We start from the raw sequence: 20,269 nt of genomic DNA on the forward strand, positions 1-20,269 counted from the left end.
ATGAATAGTTACCTTAAGGAAATTGCAGATAGATGCAAAATCAAAAGAATCTAACTTTTCATACTGGCAAGACATACTTTTGCTACTACGGTAAGTTTATCAAACGGCGTCCCAATTGAATCTGTAAGTAAAATGCTGGGACATCAATCGCTAAAAACTACTAACATTATGCCGAAAATTTTAGATGGAAAGCTTAGCGAAGATATGGAGCTTCTAAAGGAAAGGCTAGCACCTAAATAAAACGAAAAAATGTTCATAATTTTATTTAAAATGAATTAAAATCATTTACTGGAGCATTTTATTACAATTACGAAAAATTATATTATTTAGTTTAATTTAATAATAATTGATATATATTCAGCAAATATGACAAATTAGTGAATATTTTTTAATTAATTTATAATTTCTTACTTTTAATAGATCATGTAATTACAGGTCTATTGTGAAGCAGGAAAACACTTACATCAGAAGTCTGCACCCAGTACTATAAACTGGTACAAATTCCTTCCATTTCAGGACATGCTAAATCAAAGTTTAAATTCCCTGGAATATCGAAACTATCCGCCAGGATCACGGAAAGACCTTTCTGGCCCAGATCCCTAAATTTGATGGCTTCACCTGCATTCCCAACCATCTTAATTTTCAATCGACCTTTCATAACTTTTATAACACCTATGCTCCTTCGAGCCATACGCCGGAAGAAGGAAGTGTCAAACGATCATTAGCATTTGTCTAAACATATTTTAGGACCTCATTTTGAACTAGGTCTGGATTATCTTGCAGCTGCTTTATACCTAAACCCACTCAGATCCTTCCTATCCTTTGTCTGGTTTCTCAGGTAACGCTCTACGGGAAAAAGCACTTTTCAAATGGCTAAAGAATATCTTCCAGGGAAATCTTACGTATTTGCTTAATGATGATTTCAGTAGCCAGTTCAATTCTGACTGGACCAATAAACTGCTGATCTGCGTGGATGAAGTGCTTTTTAATAAAGAAGAACTGACCGAACGTATCAAATACCTCAGTACCACCAATTTTAACAAGCTGGAGGCAAAAGGAAAGGATAAGCGGGAAGTGGAATTTTTCGGGCAAGTTCATTCTCTGCAGTAATAATGAGGAGAATTTTATCAGAGATCGATCAGCATGAGACCCGTTTCTGGGTCCTGAAAAGTTCCCAAGGCAGAAAAGGAAGAGACCGAATTACTCGAAAAGCTCAATCATGAGATCCCGGCATTTCTATATTTACTTAAGGAACAGGCAAATGCAAACTCAAAAGAAGACACGCATGTGGTTTACTACGGAACAATTGGAAACAAAAGCCTTAAAAAGGCTGGTTCATAATGATCAGGAACCGGGTAGACAAAGGAGATGGCCAGCTTACTCCTGGCCATTATGGAAACAGATAATTCAGAGGAGATTAAAGTATGTCCGGTAGAATGTTTTAAATGCCCTGGTAAATCGCGGATACTCAACTCGACCTGACCCAGATCCGTAAGATCTTTAAAAAGGACTGGAAACTGACCAATCAACCTAACTCTAACGGCTATCTGAGGTTTGTCACCTACGCCGATGGAGATATTAACTGGAAAGAAGCCAAAGGACGCTATTTCACTATAACTAAAATGTTCTTACAGCAGCAGTTTGAGGAAGAGAAGATCGGCTAAAACCTGCCGGCTCAAACAAAAATGATGAATTGATGACAAAATGATGACACGGGAACCACCAGTGTTCACGGGGTTTGCCATTCGCTGTCATCGTTTCATCATTTTTAAACGAACTTTTCAGGAAAAAGCTTCTGATTCTCTCTTTTTTTTGATGAATTGATGACAGAATAGGATGAGACCAGTAATAGTAGGGGTTTAGGCTGTCATCATTTTGTCATCAAACTGTCATCAAAATGAAAATGATGACAGAAATTAAGAAAAGACGGCCGAGATACAAAACAAAAGCTAAATACCAACAATGAAAATGCTATTGAAATAAAAAATAGGATCGTCTTTCATCGATTTACCTAAACAAAACCCCGTCCAGAAGTGAGGGGTTTTTGTTTAGGTAAACAGAAAAGAAATGAATAAGACAATCACCATAATACATTTTTTATTTCAACAGCAACTTCATTCAGCTGTTGTGGATATAACTAAAATTAAGGATCATGAGAGAAGCGAAAACTAACCTGTGAAAGAGCCCGCAGTATTTGCATTGTGGAAACGCTCGCAAAACCGGGGCACTTTCCCCGTAGGACAAGGGAGAAAGAGCCTGGTTTCCGAGTCCCCTCCGGTCAGAAACACAGGCCTCTTTCAAGGTATCTTTAAAACTGAACCGGTGGTATGACTTCGGAATAGGCGAAGGTGGAAATGTCATCGCACCTGATTTGCAAGATTTCTAATTGTAGTGTTGCCGAAGCCCTTCAATTCCTGTCTGATGAACTACCTGTATACTCATTTCAAGGACCAGTTACAGATACTTTAGAAAGGGATAACGGCAATACTATCGTAAAGGTCCAACCGATCTCGAGGAGCTATTTAAAGAAATATGTAAGATCCAGAGGCATCTCTTTACAGGTAGCCAGAAAATATTGTAAGGAAGTATGGTATGAATGTCAGGGGAAAGACCTATTATGCAATTGGACTTCAGAACAATCAAGAAGAAGCTGGGAACTTCGCAATCTATATTTTAAAACCTCCAGTTCTCCTAAAAGCTTCACTTACCTCCAGAAAATTAAAGATAACCTGATGATATGTGAAGGCATGTTTGACCTGTTATCCATAGTTGAATTATATCCGGAAGAATTAAAGAACTCGGATATCATTGTCTTAAACTCACTGTCATTTTTAAAACAGATCACCCCCAAATTCAAGAGCTATAAAAGCATTGATCTCTATCTGGATAATGATGCTTCAGGGAAGAAAAATACCACCGAATTATTGCGGTATTATCCCCATATAAAAGACCAAAGTCATCGCTATAAAAACTATAAAGATCTCAATGAAAAGCTAACTAGTGGACATAGTGTTTCCAGTGGCCAAAAACTTTTTTGAGTAGCAAAGCAAGATGTGTCATTGTCATGACAATCTTGCTTTGCGCCCGGAGGTTGCAAAGATTAAAAAAAAGGACAGAATTATGAAACGGGAAGTTATCCAGATACGATGCTCAATCTACGAGAAAAAGCTACTCAAAAAAAGAGCGGCCAGGGCGGGAATTTCACTTTCTGAATATCTGAGATCTACCGCCTTTGAAATTAATATGGTGGAAAGAATCACTCCGGAACAATTGAAATGTTACCAGATGCTCATCCAGTATAAAAACAACTTTATGCGGATCAGTAATATGTTTAAAGAAAAGAGATCCCAAACTGGCCAGGAATGTAGAAGCCCTGGCCAAAGAAGAAATACGGCAACACCTATACAACTTTAAACGATGATCGGAAAAGGACAATCCATATCACGGACCCAGGCCTCCATCAAGAGTATGGCTGGAACCAGGAGAAGGAGGCCGAAGTGGTGCTTAAAGAAAACCTGGCCGGTGAAACTCCTAAACAGATCACCGATGAATTAGGATCATTCAATCGCAAAATGACCGCTGTACTAAAAATACCTTGAGCTTCGTGGTAAGTCCAACGGTCAAAGATGGTGAAAACCTAAGCCATCGGGACCTGGAAAAGATCGCTCAGCGATTTATCAAAGAAATGGACCTTAAAAATCACCAGGCCATTGGGTTTGTTCATAAGGATAAAGAACATACCCATATTCATATCTATGCTGAGAATAGTATCAGCTTAAAAGGAGAAGTCTATAAAGACAGTTTTATTGGAAAACGAAGTCAGATAGCAGCAGACAATGTAGCCAAAAAATTAGGACTTACCCGGGTCAAGGAAGTTCAACAACAAAAACTACAGGAATTAAAATGGCAGCGACTGGCCATCAGACATATCAATAACAAAGTTCTGGAGTCCAGGCCAAAATCCCTAGATGATTATATCCAGAAAATGAATGCTCGTAATGTAAAGGTGATTCCGAGTATCAATAAATCCAATCAGCTGCAGGGCTTCCGGTTCGAATACCAGGGCGCAAACTTAAAAGGAAGTGAGGTGCACCGCTCTATGACTGGCAGTAAACTGATCGCAGAAATATCTCAGAATAACAGTTACACCAAACTCAAAGAAGTACCGAAAACTTTAAAGCTGGTGAATACCACCGTACAACTAAGCACGAATATGGCCAGTAAGATCGCTAAGGACCTCGCGAAACAGGTGATCAAGCGAGGACTTGATGCCGGTATGGGAATGGGGCTACTAAATAATAATTATTATGAAAAAACTAGATGAGATCATGGAACTGATGGCCGATGAAATGGCCGACTTCAAAGTTTTCACTCGAAAAACTGGAAGCATTATCTAAAGAGCTTAATGAAACGAGTATTTCTATCAGTACAGCTGTTATTGATGAGAATCTAAAGAGCTTTCTTCAAAACAGGAAGAGGCCAACGAGCTAAAAAATGAATTATTCAGAGATATAAATGATAAACTGGAACACGCCAGCCTTATCCCGAATTACGTGTTTGTATGGTATGCAGGTATTCTGGTTCTACTAATATCCGGATTTGGATATTTTATATACACTAACTAAAATATAGAAGAAGAGAAGTTCCATATCTATCGAACACTTTCTGAATTAGAACTTAAATCTTATCACATATTTTTATCTGAAAATCTGGAGATAAAGAAAGAGTACTGCAACTGGTTAGAATATAAAAATTAAAAAGACTATATATCCTGTTTTGTTTCGGGCTAATTTCTTCATTTATAAAGTCAACTATGCAGAGTGATTGGGGAAAAATGCCTCTGTAAGAACATAAGTTTTTCAACATATTTTCTATGTGTATCATAAAAATTATGGTATTGGATCTATTAATTTTTTCTTTTCCTTGGATAATTTATCTTGGTCAAAATTTAACTTCCCTCTATTTTTTATGTTGAAAATCCTCATCATTTCTTCATTCCTCTGTAATAGTTCCATTCTTATCTTTTTCTCAGGAGGAGATTCTTGAAGAGCTTAAAACAAGAGATAGAGACAAGTCTGCGTATTATGATTTGCAAAAGATTGATCGAATCGATAAGTCTTAGAGATAGAGCTTTCTGGCGTTGAGAAAGAAGAAATTAAAACAAGATATAATCTCAACCGGAGTCTGTTGAGGAGTACCAGGTATTCAGACGTGATTCAGGCTTTCCGCTTATGGCATAAAAAAGTAGGGAGCTGGCTGAACAATTAGAAGATACCGCCTTGATTGCAAATACAGTATTTAGTCTGGCTGATATAAGTGTTTCATCTGGGATGTATAAAGAAGACCTTCAAGTTTATGGATATTATAGATCCGAATAAAATTCCTCAGGATATGCGCTCACTGTATTTCGGACTTCTTGGTCGCTGTTATGGGGAAATGGCGGAATACAGTAATCTGCCATATTTTTCTGCCGAATATAGGGAACTTGCAGGGAGATATCGACAATGCGCCCTCCAACTTACTGATGAGGGAACCTTCTTAATACATTTCTTAAGGGCTTTATGAGTTTTCAAAAAGGAAATAATGAAGAAATCTTTAGAAATATTGAATGGGCTTTTAATTAATGAGTTGAACTTAGAGAGAGGCAGCTTTGAGTTCATTTTCTGCTGAGGGAGCATTTATATGCAGGAAGAGAAGAATGAGGAAGCTATAATTCACTTGGCCAAATCAGCTATTTTCGATATTCAAACATCTACAAAAGAAAATCTGTCAATGCTTCGTCTCGCAGAATTAATGTTCGAAGAAGATAATGTAGGAATGCTTCAATATTTATAAAAAAGGCAAATGCGGATGCTCGTTTCTATGGAGCTCAACAGCGAAAAAGTTAGTTGTAGGTGCAATTTTACCGCTGATCGAAGAGAAGATTATTACAGAGAATTGAGAAACAACGAGAGCGATTGTACTGGCAGAATATTTTTATGGGGGTACTTTTGATTTTTGTAATTGCTCTTGCTCTAGTAATCTATTCCCATGGTTAATAAACTTAAAAAAGCTAAAAAGATGGTTACAGTAGCTTCATGAAAAGTTAACAGAGAACCAATAAAGAAATAGTTTCAGGTAAATGATAAAATGAGACCTACCGAATGCTGAACTACTCAGGGTTAATAATCAATTACTGGAGGCTAATAAAATTAAAGAAGAGTATATCGGTTTCTTTTTTCACTCAGGATGCTGATATTTTCGAGAAATTCAGAAATTTTAAAGTAGGAGTTGAAGACAGGTATCTCAGCCGAAAACAATTATGAAAAAGCTAAATATCTGGTCTCAAATTATGATCTAAAAAAGGAAAAGCAAAAGTTGTTTGGAAGACTTTGATGAAGCTTTTATAAAACTCTTCCCCAATTTTATCGAAGAAATTCAATTCCTTACTCAAAAAAGATCAAAAAATGAGAAGGTAAAAAAGGACAAATCCTGAATAAGGAATTCAGGATTTTTGCTCTTAATCCGCCTTGGAATTAATCATAATGAAATTATTGCTCAGATTTTAGGCTATTCTGTCAAATTCTATCTACGCCTATAAAACAAAAATTCGCAAGAAATCATTAGTAGATACCAAGGATTTTGACGAAAAACTACTCAATAATACTACATTAAAGCTTTTAAAACATCCTTTATAAAGCATTATTTTCTATATAGTTTGCTATAGTTAATTTTTATTAAATAGCTAAAAATCAGTTGTCTAATAAATCAAGATAACATTTTTTTCTATACAAAAATAAAAAACCGTGATATGAGGTGTTAATTTTTGCAAGTTTGAAATGTCGCTGAAATCTTTAACCGGTTTCTGTACAATTTTAACCCAGATAAATAAATTTCAAACAATGCTAAATCGCACAAAAATTAATGCTTTTAAAAGTATCAAGAGCTGTTTGTTTTTGATCCTCCTTTTAGGAGCACAATTTTCAGTAAATGCCCAGGATGAAACTTCTCAAATAAAGTGTTTCCGGAATTGTTCAGGATGATCAGGGAATTCCTCTTCCAGGTGCAACAGTTATGGAAGTAGGAACCAATAATGGCGTAGTTACCGACTTTGATGGAAATTTTCAGATTGAGGATTTTCTCCTGAATCGCAGATTTCTATCAGTTTTATTGGTTTTAAAACGAAAACGATTGCGGCAACTGAGGAGGCCTGTCGAAGTTACGCTTGAGTCTGATGCTGCTGCTTTAGACGAAGTAGTGGTAGTAGGTTACGGGAATCGAAAACAAAGAGATCTTACTGGTGCCGGTTTCCTCGATTGATCTTGATGATGTACAATCCCAACCTTCCAGTAATATGTGGAGATGCCATCCAGGGCCGGGCCGCAGGGGTTCGGGTAATAACTTCCGGTCAGCCAGGAGATAATCCAACCTTCCGAATTCGAGGTACAGGTACAATTGGAAATAATGATACCTGTCTTATTGTTGTAGAATGGAGTGCCTTTAAATGGCGGACTAAACAAGGTAAACATGAAAGATGTGGAATCTTTGCAGGTTTTAAAAGATGCATCGGCTACCTCAATCTATGGAGCTCGGGGAGCTAACGGAGTGGTAACGATTACTACTAAAAGAGGAGAAGAAGGGGTAGCCCGAATGGAGGTGGATATGTTTTCAAGCGTACAGCATCCTACTAGTGTTATTGATGTCCTTAATGCACAACAATTTGCCCAGCTAAATAATGAAATGCTGGCAAATGGAGGTATTCAGACCAATCCAGATTTTAGCGATCGGAGCTTCTCTTGGAGCCGGAACCGACTGGTTAAATGAGTTTTTCACCACAGGAAGACAGAATGAATGCTACAGTTTCATATTCCCAGTGGAGGTGAGATTTACAAATCTCTATACTTCATTGAACGTTTTCAATCAGGAAGGGTACTATAATCAATTCCGAATATACTCAATACAATGTTACAATTCAATAGTGATAGCGATATCAACGATAATCTTCGTTTTGGGAATAGCATAAAACTTAATTATGATATAAAGGAAAATGGGGAAAATAATATACACAAATGCTATTCTTTCGTTGCCTACCCAGCCAATCCTTAGAGCAGATGGTGATTATTCAGGCCCAATCGGTTCAGCCACTTTATTCAGGTGACATAGAGAACCCAATCGGGGAAATCAAATATCGTCGTCGAGAATTCCACCAAAGGTTTTAATATGCAGGGTAAGATTTTCGGGGAGCTTGATTTTCTTCAAGATTTTTACTTTTAAATCACTACTTGGGGCAGAAACTAATTTCTTGGTTGCTGAGAACAGAACATGGGCCCCTGCCTATGATTGGGATACAGATGTTTCACCTAATGCTTTTTTAAGTGAATCTGCAAACCGAAGTCTGAACTTTGCTGTGGGATAATACAATAACCTATAATAAGGAATTTGATAATGGTTCCTCCATTACCGGAGTAGTTGGTACAAGTGCACAGGAAAACCAATTTCAAATTCATTAGCGGATCCATTCAGAATTTCCCTAGTGAATCTACTCAGCAATTGAACAATGGGATGGATCAGACCACTCTTAAACGGAAGTGGATCTGAATGGGCACTCTTTTCTTATTTCGCAAGAGGAAATTTTGATTATAAAGACAAGTATTATTTAACTGCAACGGTTAGGCGTGATGGGTCTTCCCCGATTTGGGGATGGAAATAAGTACGGAACGTTTCCTTAGGGCATCTGCAGCATGGAGAATTACCGAAGAAAGTTTTCTGAATGACTCAGAAACTATCAATGACCTCAAACTTAGGTTAGGTTATGGTATCACCGGTAATCAGGAGATTGGAAACTATGCCTTTGCTTCAGCATATAAGACGTATCGCTATAACTTTTAATAATAACTTTGTCACCGCCGCAGTTCCAACAGTGCTGCCTAACTCGAATGTGCAGTGGGAATCTCAGGTGCAATATAATATTGGTCTTGATGCCTCTGTTTTTGACAGGTTCATGGATCTTACCGTTGATCTGTACCAGAAGAATACTGAGGATATGTTGGTGCCACAATCTGTACCTGTGACTTCCGATACTCCGGATATTTTTGTACCATACATCAATGCAGGAGAGATCAGGAACCGTGGGGTAAGAAGTATTGCTAACTACCTACAATTTCAATAATGATGTCTTCAGCTGGAGTACAGACTTTGTGTTTTCTTATAATGAAAATGAGGTGATAAGTATTAATAGTGACACACCTCTTACAACGGGGAAATATAGGACTGAACTATACTCTTGGAAGGATTCAGCCTGGTTATCCGGTAAATGTTTTCTACGGCTTTGTTCAGGGAAGGTATTTTCACAGGAACAGTTGAAGAAGTTAACAATGCTGCGGTGCAGTCGCCAGGGACTAACCCTGCTACCAGGCACTGCCCTGGAGACATAAGGTATAAGGACCTGAACAATGATGGAATCATCAATGATGATGACAGAACTTTCATTGGAAATCCAAATCCTGATTTCACCTATTCATTGAATAATACCTTCAAAATGGGCAATTTCTATCTGAATATTTTCCTTCAGGGAGTTTATGGAAATGATATTTTTAATGCTAATAGGCTTTATACTGAAAACATGTCGGTTACCACAAATCAGTCAACGGCAGTCCCTTGACAGGTGGACCGGTCCTGGAACTAGCAACACGATGCCCCGTGCAGTGTTTGGTTGATCCTAATAACAATGCCAGACCCTCAACCAGATATATCGAAGATGGTTCCTATCTAAGACTGAGAAATGTGAATCTCGGTTATAATCTTCCGGTTGATAGTTTCACAAACAGTCCTTTGAGCTCTGCGAGAGTATACTCTATCTGGTCAGAACCTTTTTACCATTACCGATTATTCAGGTTTCGATCCTGAAGTTGGCCCCAATGGAATAGACAATAATATTTATCCTGTAACGCGAACATTCACTGTTGGACTGAACATTGGATTCTAAAAAATTGATCATGAAAAGACATATATCAAAAATCATTTTGCTTCTTCTTTCAGCACTTAGTATTAGCTATGTACGAAAGACTATTTGGATAAGCCAACCTTTTAGACACAATAAATACTGAAAATTATCCTGCGAACGAAGAGGAATTAATAACGGTGGTTAATGGTGCTTACCAGCCTTTACAATGGCCAAAACTTTATAATCTACGCATGTGGACCTCAGATATTATGATTGATATTGTAGGAAGTGTTCCTATTATCATTGATCTTCGAAAAAAAGTAGGTCATATCCAAAGCGAAAAAGCTTCTATAGTGGCGGGAATTATTATGGTAGTGTTTCTTTTTGTTGGAAAGGAAATTCTAAATCTTATTGGTATAGATGTAAATTCGTTTGCGGTAGCCGGTTCGTTTATTCTATTCTTTCTGGCGCTGGAGATGATTCTTGGGATAAGCCTTTATAAAGATGATGCTCCGGAGACTGCGTCCATAGTACCTTTAGCCTTCCCACTCATCGCCGGAGCGGGTACGATGACTTCACTGGTTTCACTGCAGGCAGAATATGAAATGGTGAATATCATTGTGGCTATCTTTTTCAATATTATCTTTGTGTACCTGGTGCTTAAATCTTCTGCAAAAATTGAGAAGTTTCTGGGTAGCCAGGGAATTAATGTAATTAGAAAAGTTTTTGGAGTGATTCTACTGGCCATAGCAGTTAAATTATTTGCCGAAAACATTCAGAGTTTATTCGCATGAAATATTTTATCTATACAGTCATATTTTTAGCCGTAGTTTTTATAGGTATTAGCGCAAGCGTACTTAATTTTCAGAACCTTACCGAAGGAGATAGTGGCAATGCTCTAATTGTGATTCTCGCAAGCCTGTGCGTGGTAATCTTAATGATAATCCTGCTTGTTTCCAGAAGTATTGCTAATAAACAGGATTAATTAATATGGATTTTAATGTACTAATCATAGGTGGAGGAGCTGCAGGAATGTCTTGTGCATTGGTGATAGGTTCAGCCATGGAAAAGCCTTACGCTAAAGATAAAAGAGCAGGAATTATCCTTCACCAAAGATCTTCTCATTTACAGTCAGCCTTGCTGAAAAATGTTTTCGGAATTGAGCCGGGTACCCGGGGCGACGAAATTTTAAAAAGAGGAATGTCTCATTTAGAGGAACTTTATCCTTTGATGGAAATTATACAGAAGGAAAAGGTAAAGGAAGTCAAAGAGATTGAAGGGGGATTCAGGGTAATCACGAATAAAAATGAATATACTTCTGCTGAGGTAGTCGTAGCTATTGGTTATACAAGTCCGTTCAGAATCAAGGGTTTGGAAGAGTATCTAATTCCGCATAAAAAAGCAAAGGTGTCCAAAGATCGTATCCAGTTAAAAAATCAAGATCACCTGGTAAAGCCGGGTCTATATGTTGCAGGAACACTGGCGGGTTGGCGCAGTCAGTTTGCTATTGCCAGTGGCAGCGGAGCAGCTGTAGCTACCGATATTCTTACCGGCTGGAATGAGGGAGAACACACCAAGGTGCACGATAAGTTAGGTTAACAAATAACACACGAGACTTACTGGAAAACTTACTGCTGCAGAGATCATGAAACTTTGCTGCAGATTCCTGAAGACCAGAGCTCGCTTTAACTGTCTTGTGAAAACCGGGTCGCTATTAAGCTTTATTTGTTTTTTCAGGATCTTTCTGGAGACGTTTGAAGAGTTAATAAGAATATCCCGTTTGAGGAAAAGATAAGTGCTGTTGTCAAGTAGTCTGAATATCACTGCTATAGTGAAAAAAAGCAGAGGAATAAACCACCAAAGGGAAATAAGATATGGCGAAATGTCTTTCACGGAAATCCAAATTATTATTTTTCCATAGACAACTCGATTACTTTCTCAATTATTCGATCATCTTCATTTAAATACCGTTCAAATGCATTCGTGCCGAAAAGTTGCTGAGCCATTTCAGCTTTCAGGTATTTTTTGAGCAAAGGGGTGTGCTGGCCGTTTAGATTCATTCGTACACTCATTTGACGAAGGTAAGTATCAAAATCGTTGATCATTTCGTCTGTGATCTCAATTTCTTCTACGAATCGGTTTTTAGGAATGGAATTATAATACTGCCGGTTTTTTTCAAGCACGTCAAGACAAACCGGCTCATATAGCCGCCCCTTAAAAGAAAGGTAAGTTTCTCTTTTTCTGAATCGGTTTCTTTGGGTACGAATACATCCGGAATTATACCGCCACCACCATATACAACCTTTCCGCCAGGAGTGACGAACCTTAGCGAGTCGTTCACCTCGATGCTGTCCTCATTATTTAGTTCCCCGTTCTTATAACGACGCATATAGTCGTTAAAATAAGACTCGTTACCGTTATTGTAAGGTTTCTGAATCGATCTTCCGGTAGGGGTATAATAGCGGGCGATGGTGAGTCTTACCGCGCTGCCATCTCCCAGTTCCATTTCCCGTTGAACCAGACCTTTTCCATAAGATCGTCTTCCCACGATAGTTCCAACATCGTTGTCCTGTAGTGCTCCTGCAACCACCTCGCTTGCAGATGCTGAATTTTCATTTATAAGAACAAAAACTTTCCCGTTTTCGAATTCTCCCTCCCGCTGAGCGTAAGTTTCTTCTATAGCGCCGCTTTTATTTTTGGTATAAAGAATCAGCTTGTCATCCTTAATGAATTCATCGGCGATATTAATCGCTTCAGAAAGATATCCTCCCGGGTTGTCACGCAGGTCCAGAGCAATCTGTGTAGCCCCTTCCTTTTTAAGGTCGGAAATCGCATCGCTGAATTCTTTATAGGTAGTTTCAGCGAATCGGTTTACTTTTATATAACCCAGATTATCAGTAAGCATATAAGCAGCATCTACACTTTTAAGAGGAACTTTACTGCGTTTTACCTTAAAAGTCAACAGATCTTCAATGCCTTTGCGTAAAACTTTCAGGGTTACTTTGGTGTTTTCTCTTTCCTTTTAACTGGCGGGTGATTGAATCATTACTTATACCTCTATCAAAAAGCTTATTTCCATTGGCGTAAAGAATACGATCTCCTCCGCGAATCCCAATTTTCTCGCTGGACCACCTTCAGGGCTTTAATCACCACGATAGTGTCCTGTACGTTGTAAAAGCTTACTCCTATTCCACAAAATCACCTTTCATATTTTCGGTGACATTAGCATATTCTTCTTTTGGAATATAAACCGAATGAGGATCCAGATTCTCCAGAATTCGGTTCACGGTAATATCAACAATACTATCAGTATTCACATCGTCTACATATTCATAATCGATGTAATCTATAAGGCGGTTTAATTTCTGTTTTTTGGGATTAGCCGAGAAAAGTTCGTCTGAAGTATCAAAATTAAGCCTTGCGCCCAGGATAAGTCCAATGGCACAGGCAATGCTTAATAATAGCGGAGTATATATTTTATTCCTTTTTCTCAATCTTCAAGTTCGCTTATCTGTTGTAATTCCACGCCTGCTTTTTTCAAAAAGCTAAGGCCCGAATTGTCTTTATAATCTATCTGGTAGACTAGTCTCTTTATGCCAGATTGGTGTATCAACTTACTACATTCCTTACACGGCGACATGGTAATATAAAGCGTCGCATCTTTACATGACTGAGTAGAACCGGCTACCTTCAGGATAGCATTGGCCTCGGCATGCAATACATACCACTTGGTATATCCTTCTTCATCCTCGCAAAAATTCTCAAATCCGGTTGGAGTTCCATTATATCCGTCAGAAATGATCATTCTATCCTTTACAATTAACGCGCCAACCTGTTTTCTATTACAATGTGATAATTTACTCCATTCTGGCAATTCTCAAATATGCCTTATCGTATTTAAGCTGTTTTTTCTTGTTCATGGAAACTGTAAAGATCTAATCTGCAGAAATTAATAATGAGCTGCAAATTAAAAGATTATTGTCAAAAATGTAGTTTAAAAATCCTTAATTCTACAAAGCGAGGTAGCTTTCCTGAAGTATGGGGAGTATAATCCCTATGACTATGGAAGCTGTAACAAGTATCCAGTCTCTTTTTGAGACATTAAAAATGTTCTGAGCAATAAAAGAAAGGATCATCACTGCAAGAACTACTATGATCTGCGCAAGTTCTATGCCCAGAGCAAATTCTACCAGTGGCCAGAATTTTGAATCGTAGATTGCAACCGTGCTTTTAAAGAAGTTGGAGAAACCTAGCCCATGAATTACTCCAAGAAAACGGTAGTGATATATAATAGATTGAAATTGGTATTTCTGAGTTTTTTTCCGGCCGTTGAAATGTCAAATATCGCCGTTATTATAATCGTCACAGGAATTAAGAATTCTACATAATCTGTGGCAAACTTTTACAATCTCATATACCGAAAGGAAAAGCGCAAGGGTATGTCCCAGAGTAAAAAGTGTTACCAGCCATAAAACTCTTTTCCATGATGAAAAACCATACGAAGCAACCAGCACAACCAGGAATAGTACATGATCGTATGCCTGCCAGTCCAGTACATGGTCCAGTCCAAGCTTAAAGTAGAGCCAAAATTGGGACATATTCAAATATTTGTCGGAAAGAGCCGAAATTACAACTTATTCGGTTAAAAGCAAAGTATACTTTAGCTTACGAAGTTTTCCATGTCATAATATCACTTCTCATAAAGTTTAAAATATACCATTTTTGGGGTATTTTGTAAACCTATTCGATGCCGTAAATTAGCCGAACCTTATTGGGATATGAAGTGATACGGTTTTGGGCTTTAGAAATTTGTGTAGGGCTTATTTCTAAAAATTGGTTTTGTTTGGGGTAAGATTCGATGTTAATAGATCAAGATATACCAAAACTAACACTGACTTATCCACTTAGCTAACCTTCCGGAATATTTCCGGAAGGTTTTTTATTTTACAGAAATCTGTTATTTCTGTAGTATTAAGAAATTCTTCTTTTTAGGTTACTAATTTTTATCTTTACGCTCCAAATTAGACCTCCCTTATGGATAAGGATATCGTAAAAATTTCAGATCACTGGAAGGAAGTATACTCACAAAAAGTGAGGGACTATAGGCCTTTTAATGTCTCGAAAGATTTTAAAAGATATGCTTCCATGTTCGCTGTGGAAACTCCTACATGTACATTGTGAACCTTCATAATTTTGAATTGGAATATGTTTCAGAATCTGTGGAGATTTTCGTGGATAAGGAAGTTGCCGATATCGACCTTAAAGATCTAATGAAAACAGTGCTGCCAGAGGAGATTGAAAAGATCAAGCTAACAAGTAAGGTCGTAGCAGATTTTTATACTTCTTTTCTGGATAAGGAAAGCGCGCTTGACTATAAAAATATGTTCTCGTATCGAATGAAAGATGCCAGTGGAAAGCTAAGAACAATGCTATACCAGGCAATCCCACTAAGCGTTTTGGAAAATGGGATGCCGGAACATGTACTATGTATCCAAACAGATGTCTCCCACCTGAAATTGCGCAGCACAAATAGCGTTTCTTTTGTTAATATAGAGGGTGGAAAATGTTATTTTAATGTGGATATTTCTGCCGGGAAATTCGATTTAAGTTCCTGTGAAAGTGAAAAAAGACCAACTTGCAGAACTTTTTTCAAATAGAGAAAAGCAAATAGTAAACGATCTGGCCAGAGGATTAAGTGCTCAGGAAATTGCCAGTAAACTTAATCTTTCCCTCATACGGTAAAAACACATCGAAAGAACATTCTTCAAAAAAGCGGTTGCGGTAATACTACTGAACTGGTCGCAAAATGTATTGCAGGTGGGGTAATTTCTTTAAGCCTTAATTAATATGAGTTATTTATTTGTCCTTATCACTGCTTTTCTACTGAATCCGTCAGAAGATTTTTGTTCATGCCTTCCGGTGGGAGAGATTTCCGAAGAAAAAATATGATTCTTACGATCTTATATTGAAGGGCAGAGTTGAAAAAGCAAGGGAAGAAGGAAAAGAAGTGATCTACACCGTTCGGGTTGAAAAACTATATAAGGGCGAAGGAATTCAGAAAGACATTGAAATTCGTTCACATCAGTATTCATCAATGTGTGGAATAGGCTTTATGCCTGGCCAGGAATGGCTGATCTATGGTTATAAGAAAGAAAATTATTTTATGACCGATCTATTCACACGTAGCCTTAGAATGGATACCGAAAGGCATAGAGACAGGCTGAATAATGATTTAAGTTTTTTAAAAAAAAGCGGGTCGTATAAAAATAGTTATGCCAGCAAATTTGTAAGATGAAATTTGGGAGTGACCGCTTTCTTCAAAGATATTCTTAAATTCACTATAAAATATAGAACCTATAAGATTGGGTGTGAGTTGTTTGTGAGGTTCTTCTTATATATCATGAAAGCAGTTACAAGATCCCATTATGGACCTCCACAGGTTCTAAGCATCACCGAATCCGAAATTCCGAAGATCAATGATGACGAAATTCTGGTAAAGGTCCATGCTACTACGGTAAACAGAACAGATTGTGCTAACCTTACCGGCAAACCTTATATTGTTAGAATATTCACTGGTCTAACGGGTCCTATGAAACCTATACCGGGAACCGATTTTGCCGGTGAAATTGTGGAGGTTGGAAGCGAGGTTATTGACTATAGAGTGGGAGATCGAATATTTGGTTTTGACGATAACGGCCTTTCTTCTATGGCCGAGAGTATATGAATATTTCTGTAAATAAAGCGATTAGACATATTTCGCAGGATATTTCATACGAGGAGGCCGTTGCTTCGGCAGAGGGAGCCCATTATGCCATTAATTTTCTGAACAAGGTGAAGTTGCGTGCTGGTGAAAAAGCGATGGTAAATGGTGGTACCGGTGCTATTGGTTCATCCCTGATTCAATTGCTAAAATTCCATGGTTTACAGGTAGTAGCGACAGGACCTACAGAACACTTGGAAAAATTACTATCTCTTGGAGCAGAAAGGGCGATAGATTATAAGCTTCAAGATTTCACTCAGGATGATGAAAAATACGATTATGTATTCGATTCGGTTGGAAAAAGCACTTTCGGAAAGTGTGAAAGACTGCTTACAGATAATGGGATCTATATTTCTTCGGAACTTGGTCCATATTCTCAAAATCCTTTTCTTGCGGTTACCACTACTTTTTCCGAAGGAAAAAAAGTGAGATTTCCACTTCCCCTGGATATACCCAAAAGTCTCAAGATTGTATCAGAACTTCTTGAAACCGGAAAATATAAACCGCTTATAGATCGAAGTTATTCCATGCATGAAGTAAAGGAAGCTTTTGAATACGTAATGAGCAGGGGAGAAAATTGGCAATGTCATTCTCAATATTGTTCAAAAATGATCAGTCTTTTCAGGAAAACGCGCAGATGGTTAATCAACCAGAATAAATTTGGGAGGTACATTTTATATGCCATAGGGGAGGTGGTGCTAATTGTAATAGGAATCCTGATAGCACTTGGAATCAATAACTGGAACCAGAGAAAGGCCACCGAAGATCGAGAACAGTTTTATCTGGCGGCACTGAAAGAGGAATTTTTACAAAGCAGGGTAAAACTGCAGAATCTTATCGGGGTAAACCGATTGAATTATGAAGGAGCAAAAAAGATAGCAGGATTTATAAGCGATACCAGCAGAAGGCCTTCAGAGAAAGAGCTATCAGAACTTCTCTATAGTTCATTCTCTTATGAGATCGATTATAATCCAAATAACTCTCTGTTAACCGAACTTATTAATTCCGGTCAGCTTAAAGGATATTTCGAATGCTGGTTTACGCAGAAATCTTACTTCATGGGAATCTTTTATTCAAAGTATACATCGGCAGGAATCCAACTTGAGAGATCAGAGGGAGAAAATGCTGGATATTTTCAGGAATGATCAAAACAGTATCAAAACAATAATAGATGAAACTGGCATTTCAAAGGAATTAGACCTGAAAATAGCCCAGGTTTCAAATAGTAATCTGGAGGTGTTGAAGTCAAGAGAATTTGAAAATAATCTTCTGGTTTATATACTTACCGGGATAAGTACAGAAACTTCTCATTATCAGCCATTACTGGAAGAAATTGATAATATTCTGATGCTTATAGATTCAGAAATTGAAAAGAAATAGAAACGGACTATTTTAATATTGAATATGAAAGCAACTATCACTTCTCTGCAATTAAGAAAACCCTGGGCATTTCTTCAACCTCTCCTGCAGGCCTTAAAGATAAGCCGACAGGTTAAGACCAGTGGTTGTCTGGAGTTTCAGAAAAAGAGGGATCTGGATGAAGCATTATACCATGACTCTCTGGCCAGATGAGTCGACCATGAGAAATTTTGCAGGCAGCGGTGCTCATCTTGAAGCGATGAGAAATAGCAGAAAAATAGCCCGGGAAATTCGGACTTTAACTATAGATGCCACAGAGCTGCCAAACTGGAAAAAGGCAAAACACCTACTGCAGCAGGGAAAAGTGATCGTTTACCGGTAAATTATCGTGTAAAGATCTGGTTGTTTAGTACTAGGAGAAATAAAAAAGTCCTGCTTCTGGCAGGACTTGGAAAATTAAGAATATTGAACCTTCTTATTGAACAGCTGGTACTTCCTGCTCAGTTTCTGTAGTGGTTTCCAGAGAGTCTACCGCAGTTTCAGTTTCAACCTCAAGGCTGTCTTCAACTTCTTCAGTAGTCATTTCAAGAGTTCCTTCTTCATTGATCGCAGTTTCATTTACTGTCTCCTCAGTGGTTTCAGTATTTTCGTTACGGCAAGAAGTTACAGTAAACATGGCAAGTGCAAGAGCACCAAAAATCATTTTTTTCATTTTTGTGATTGAATTAAAAATCGGGCGAATATATATCAAAATGATTCAAAAATTAAAAGCCTTAAAATTTTTATATCAGAGTCAAACTATTGTGTAAAAGGGGTTTGGGTTAACGAAATGAAGCAAAAAAATCGGCAGTGAGTAATGATAAAAAGAGAAATTAATTATTTGCCGATAATTCGTTTCTCTGAAGCAAATTTTTTATATTTTTGCCGTCCATTTAGGCTCGAGTGGCGGAATTGGTAGACGCGCTGGATTCAAAATCCAGTTCTTTCGGGAGTGTGGGTTCGATTCCCACCTCGAGTACTTTTTACTTATCAAATTACAGCAAAACCCCGTAAATCTCAGTATTTACGGGGTTTTTAATTTTTATTGATGTTAAAAAATATCATTTAAATGCAATTAAAAGGTGTCTAATTCGGGCGCACCTAGCCGCTAAAATTAAGTGCGCCCGAATGAGGTGTAAAGCACTGTTAAATAAGAGTTTACGAATTTTTAATTTCATTTTAATCCGATATATTTATATCGAAAAATTGAAGAAAAATGCAAGATCTCTTATCGGTATTATTCTATGTAAGGAAGAGTAAAGACAAAAACGCTACTCATGCTACGATATATCTGAGGATTACCTATGATGGTAAGAGGGCTGAGGCCAGTACGCTGCGGAAGGCTCCCTTGTCCAAATGGAATTCAAAAGCGAATAAAGTTATTGGATCATCTATTGAAGCTAAGCAGATTAATCGAAACCTTGATATTATAAAAAATCGGATTTACGAAATCTATCAGAAGCTTTTAGAAAAGGGAGAGGAAATAACTGCTGTAGGAATTAAAAATGAATATTTAGGAAATAGCGATGATAATAAGTCTATTCTCTCAAATGTTTGAAGAACATAACTCAAGAATGAAAAAATTGGTTGGTAAAGATTACTCTTACAGAACACTTCAAAGGTATGAAACAACCAAAAAACATCTTAAATCATTTATTTCTTCCAACTTTAAGATAGAAGATTATCCTGTAAAGGATATTGATACAAAATTTGTAAATGCTTTTATTTATTACCTCAAAACAGAGTTAGTCCTTTCCCATAATTCCGCTCTCAAGTACATTTCCTATCTCAAAAAAATTGTAAGGGTAGCCTATGCGAAACGGATGGTTGGAGAAGGATCCATTTTATAACTTCAAACTCAAACTTCAAGCGAGAGATCGTGAATTCTTAACTAAAGAAGAAATCATCAAAATAATGGAAAAGGAATTTTTAATTCCAGGATTGAGCATGTTAGGGATGTATTCTTATTTTCCTGTTATACCGGCTTATCCTACGCTGATGTTCAAAAATTGAATTCTGATGATATTGTAAAAGGGATTGATGGTAACCTTTGGATCAGGACTAAGAGAACCAAAACTAAAACACTTAGTAGCATTCCCTTACTACCCGTTGCTCAAAGGCTAATAGAAAAATATGAGCATATTGCCTTTCTTGATAACCGATTACTGCCTGTTTATACTAATCAAAGA

General features: G+C 37.6%; 23 protein-coding genes, 1 tRNA gene and 4 pseudogenes. 23 read left to right on the forward strand and 5 right to left on the reverse strand.

Annotation, left to right across the window (positions count from 1 at the left end):
• The 7 genes and pseudogenes from ACSIGC_RS17915 to ACSIGC_RS17945 all read left to right on the forward strand — a co-directional run.
• Positions 1-240: pseudogene (locus tag ACSIGC_RS17915) on the forward strand (tyrosine-type recombinase/integrase); the annotation flags it as partial.
• Between the two features lie 582 nt (positions 241-822).
• A complete protein-coding gene (locus tag ACSIGC_RS17920; protein WP_442267789.1) occupies positions 823-1,110 on the forward strand; it encodes a primase-helicase family protein in 288 nt (95 codons plus the stop codon).
• A 1,637-nt stretch (positions 1,111-2,747) separates the two neighbouring features.
• Positions 2,748-3,038: a toprim domain-containing protein gene (locus tag ACSIGC_RS17925; protein ID WP_442267798.1), complete on the forward strand. Its 291-nt coding sequence runs from the start codon at positions 2,748-2,750 to the stop codon at positions 3,036-3,038.
• Between the two features lie 82 nt (positions 3,039-3,120).
• Positions 3,121-3,414, forward strand: a complete 294-nt coding sequence (mbpA, locus tag ACSIGC_RS17930; protein ID WP_442267790.1) for a mobilization protein MbpA — start codon at positions 3,121-3,123, stop codon at positions 3,412-3,414.
• Positions 3,415-3,604: 190 nt separating this feature from the next.
• Positions 3,605-4,324 (forward strand): relaxase/mobilization nuclease domain-containing protein, encoded by a 720-nt coding sequence (locus ACSIGC_RS17935; protein ID WP_442267791.1) that lies wholly within the window; start codon positions 3,605-3,607, stop codon positions 4,322-4,324.
• Between the two features lie 4 nt (positions 4,325-4,328).
• On the forward strand, positions 4,329-4,397 hold the full coding sequence (locus ACSIGC_RS17940) for a hypothetical protein (RefSeq protein WP_442267799.1): 69 nt from the start codon (positions 4,329-4,331) through the stop codon (positions 4,395-4,397).
• A 19-nt stretch (positions 4,398-4,416) separates the two neighbouring features.
• Complete coding sequence (locus tag ACSIGC_RS17945; protein ID WP_442267800.1) at positions 4,417-4,491, forward strand: hypothetical protein; 75 nt, start codon at positions 4,417-4,419, stop codon at positions 4,489-4,491.
• Positions 4,492-4,889: 398 nt separating this feature from the next.
• Here ACSIGC_RS17945 and ACSIGC_RS17950 read toward each other — a convergent pair whose 3' ends face one another.
• Positions 4,890-5,015: a hypothetical protein gene (locus ACSIGC_RS17950; protein WP_442267792.1), complete on the reverse strand. Its 126-nt coding sequence runs from the start codon at positions 5,013-5,015 to the stop codon at positions 4,890-4,892.
• Between the two features lie 667 nt (positions 5,016-5,682).
• On the opposite strand from ACSIGC_RS17950, the gene ACSIGC_RS17955 reads away from it, so the two are divergent.
• From ACSIGC_RS17955 to ACSIGC_RS17985, 7 genes are all read left to right on the forward strand, one after another.
• A complete protein-coding gene (locus ACSIGC_RS17955; RefSeq protein ID WP_442267793.1) occupies positions 5,683-5,835 on the forward strand; it encodes a hypothetical protein in 153 nt (50 codons plus the stop codon).
• Between the two features lie 1,218 nt (positions 5,836-7,053).
• Positions 7,054-7,299, forward strand: a complete 246-nt coding sequence (locus ACSIGC_RS17960; RefSeq protein WP_442267794.1) for a hypothetical protein — start codon at positions 7,054-7,056, stop codon at positions 7,297-7,299.
• Positions 7,300-7,506: 207 nt separating this feature from the next.
• Entirely contained in the window at positions 7,507-7,803 is a 297-nt protein-coding gene (locus ACSIGC_RS17965; protein WP_442267795.1) for a hypothetical protein, read from the forward strand.
• Positions 7,804-8,791: 988 nt separating this feature from the next.
• The gene (locus ACSIGC_RS17970) at positions 8,792-9,148 is read left to right on the forward strand and encodes a TonB-dependent receptor domain-containing protein (protein ID WP_442267796.1); all 357 of its coding nucleotides are present in this window, start codon (positions 8,792-8,794) and stop codon (positions 9,146-9,148) included.
• A gap of 144 nt (positions 9,149-9,292) precedes the next feature.
• The gene (locus tag ACSIGC_RS17975; protein WP_442267797.1) at positions 9,293-9,640 is read left to right on the forward strand and encodes a hypothetical protein; all 348 of its coding nucleotides are present in this window, start codon (positions 9,293-9,295) and stop codon (positions 9,638-9,640) included.
• Positions 9,641-10,191: 551 nt separating this feature from the next.
• Positions 10,192-10,716 (forward strand): MarC family protein, encoded by a 525-nt coding sequence (locus ACSIGC_RS17980; protein WP_442267778.1) that lies wholly within the window; start codon positions 10,192-10,194, stop codon positions 10,714-10,716.
• Positions 10,717-10,912: 196 nt separating this feature from the next.
• Complete coding sequence (locus ACSIGC_RS17985) at positions 10,913-11,521, forward strand: FAD-dependent oxidoreductase (protein WP_442267779.1); 609 nt, start codon at positions 10,913-10,915, stop codon at positions 11,519-11,521.
• 308 nt (positions 11,522-11,829) lie between these two features.
• Here the strand turns inward: ACSIGC_RS17985 and ACSIGC_RS17990 are convergent.
• The 3 pseudogenes from ACSIGC_RS17990 to ACSIGC_RS18000 all read right to left on the reverse strand — a co-directional run bounded on the left by ACSIGC_RS17990 (position 11,830) and on the right by ACSIGC_RS18000 (position 14,442).
• Positions 11,830-13,416, reverse strand: a pseudogene (locus tag ACSIGC_RS17990) (S41 family peptidase).
• Positions 13,413-13,842 (reverse strand): annotated as a pseudogene (locus ACSIGC_RS17995) (deoxycytidylate deaminase). The pseudogenes ACSIGC_RS17990 and ACSIGC_RS17995 overlap by 4 nt, the downstream one beginning before the upstream one ends.
• A gap of 90 nt (positions 13,843-13,932) precedes the next feature.
• Positions 13,933-14,442 (reverse strand): annotated as a pseudogene (locus ACSIGC_RS18000) (HupE/UreJ family protein).
• A 657-nt stretch (positions 14,443-15,099) separates the two neighbouring features.
• On the opposite strand from ACSIGC_RS18000, the gene ACSIGC_RS18005 reads away from it, so the two are divergent.
• The 6 genes from ACSIGC_RS18005 (at position 15,100) to ACSIGC_RS18030 (ending at position 18,062) form a co-directional block, all read left to right on the forward strand.
• Entirely contained in the window at positions 15,100-15,579 is a 480-nt protein-coding gene (locus ACSIGC_RS18005) for a hypothetical protein (protein WP_442267780.1), read from the forward strand.
• Positions 15,542-15,664 carry a LuxR C-terminal-related transcriptional regulator gene (locus ACSIGC_RS18010; RefSeq protein WP_442267781.1) on the forward strand — a complete coding sequence of 41 codons (123 nt, stop codon included), beginning with the start codon at positions 15,542-15,544 and terminating at the stop codon, positions 15,662-15,664. Before ACSIGC_RS18005 ends, ACSIGC_RS18010 begins: the two co-directional genes overlap by 38 nt.
• Before the next feature lie 223 nt (positions 15,665-15,887).
• Complete coding sequence (locus ACSIGC_RS18015) at positions 15,888-16,217, forward strand: hypothetical protein (protein ID WP_442267782.1); 330 nt, start codon at positions 15,888-15,890, stop codon at positions 16,215-16,217.
• A 105-nt stretch (positions 16,218-16,322) separates the two neighbouring features.
• Positions 16,323-16,646, forward strand: coding sequence for an alcohol dehydrogenase catalytic domain-containing protein (locus ACSIGC_RS18020; protein WP_442267783.1), 324 nt, complete (start codon positions 16,323-16,325; stop codon positions 16,644-16,646).
• Entirely contained in the window at positions 16,643-17,827 is a 1,185-nt protein-coding gene (locus ACSIGC_RS18025; RefSeq protein ID WP_442267784.1) for a DUF6090 family protein, read from the forward strand. The genes ACSIGC_RS18020 and ACSIGC_RS18025 overlap by 4 nt, the downstream gene beginning before the upstream one ends.
• Positions 17,805-18,062, forward strand: coding sequence for a hypothetical protein (locus tag ACSIGC_RS18030; protein WP_442267785.1), 258 nt, complete (start codon positions 17,805-17,807; stop codon positions 18,060-18,062). Before ACSIGC_RS18025 ends, ACSIGC_RS18030 begins: the two co-directional genes overlap by 23 nt.
• A gap of 454 nt (positions 18,063-18,516) precedes the next feature.
• Here the strand turns inward: ACSIGC_RS18030 and ACSIGC_RS18035 are convergent, their stop codons facing one another.
• The gene (locus ACSIGC_RS18035) at positions 18,517-18,753 is read right to left on the reverse strand and encodes a hypothetical protein (protein WP_442267786.1); all 237 of its coding nucleotides are present in this window, start codon (positions 18,751-18,753) and stop codon (positions 18,517-18,519) included.
• A 224-nt stretch (positions 18,754-18,977) separates the two neighbouring features.
• Here ACSIGC_RS18035 and ACSIGC_RS18040 point away from each other — a divergent pair.
• The 3 genes from ACSIGC_RS18040 to ACSIGC_RS18050 all read left to right on the forward strand — a co-directional run bounded on the left by ACSIGC_RS18040 (position 18,978) and on the right by ACSIGC_RS18050 (position 19,930).
• A tRNA-Leu gene (locus ACSIGC_RS18040) sits at positions 18,978-19,059 on the forward strand.
• A gap of 237 nt (positions 19,060-19,296) precedes the next feature.
• Positions 19,297-19,638 (forward strand): Arm DNA-binding domain-containing protein, encoded by a 342-nt coding sequence (locus ACSIGC_RS18045; RefSeq protein ID WP_442267787.1) that lies wholly within the window; start codon positions 19,297-19,299, stop codon positions 19,636-19,638.
• Positions 19,639-19,654: 16 nt separating this feature from the next.
• On the forward strand, positions 19,655-19,930 hold the full coding sequence (locus ACSIGC_RS18050) for a phage integrase SAM-like domain-containing protein (RefSeq protein ID WP_442267788.1): 276 nt from the start codon (positions 19,655-19,657) through the stop codon (positions 19,928-19,930).
• The last annotated feature ends 339 nt before the right edge of the window (positions 19,931-20,269 follow it).

This window comes from Tenacibaculum aquaeponti (assembly GCF_052084715.1).
GTDB lineage: Bacteria > Bacteroidota > Bacteroidia > Flavobacteriales > Flavobacteriaceae > Polaribacter.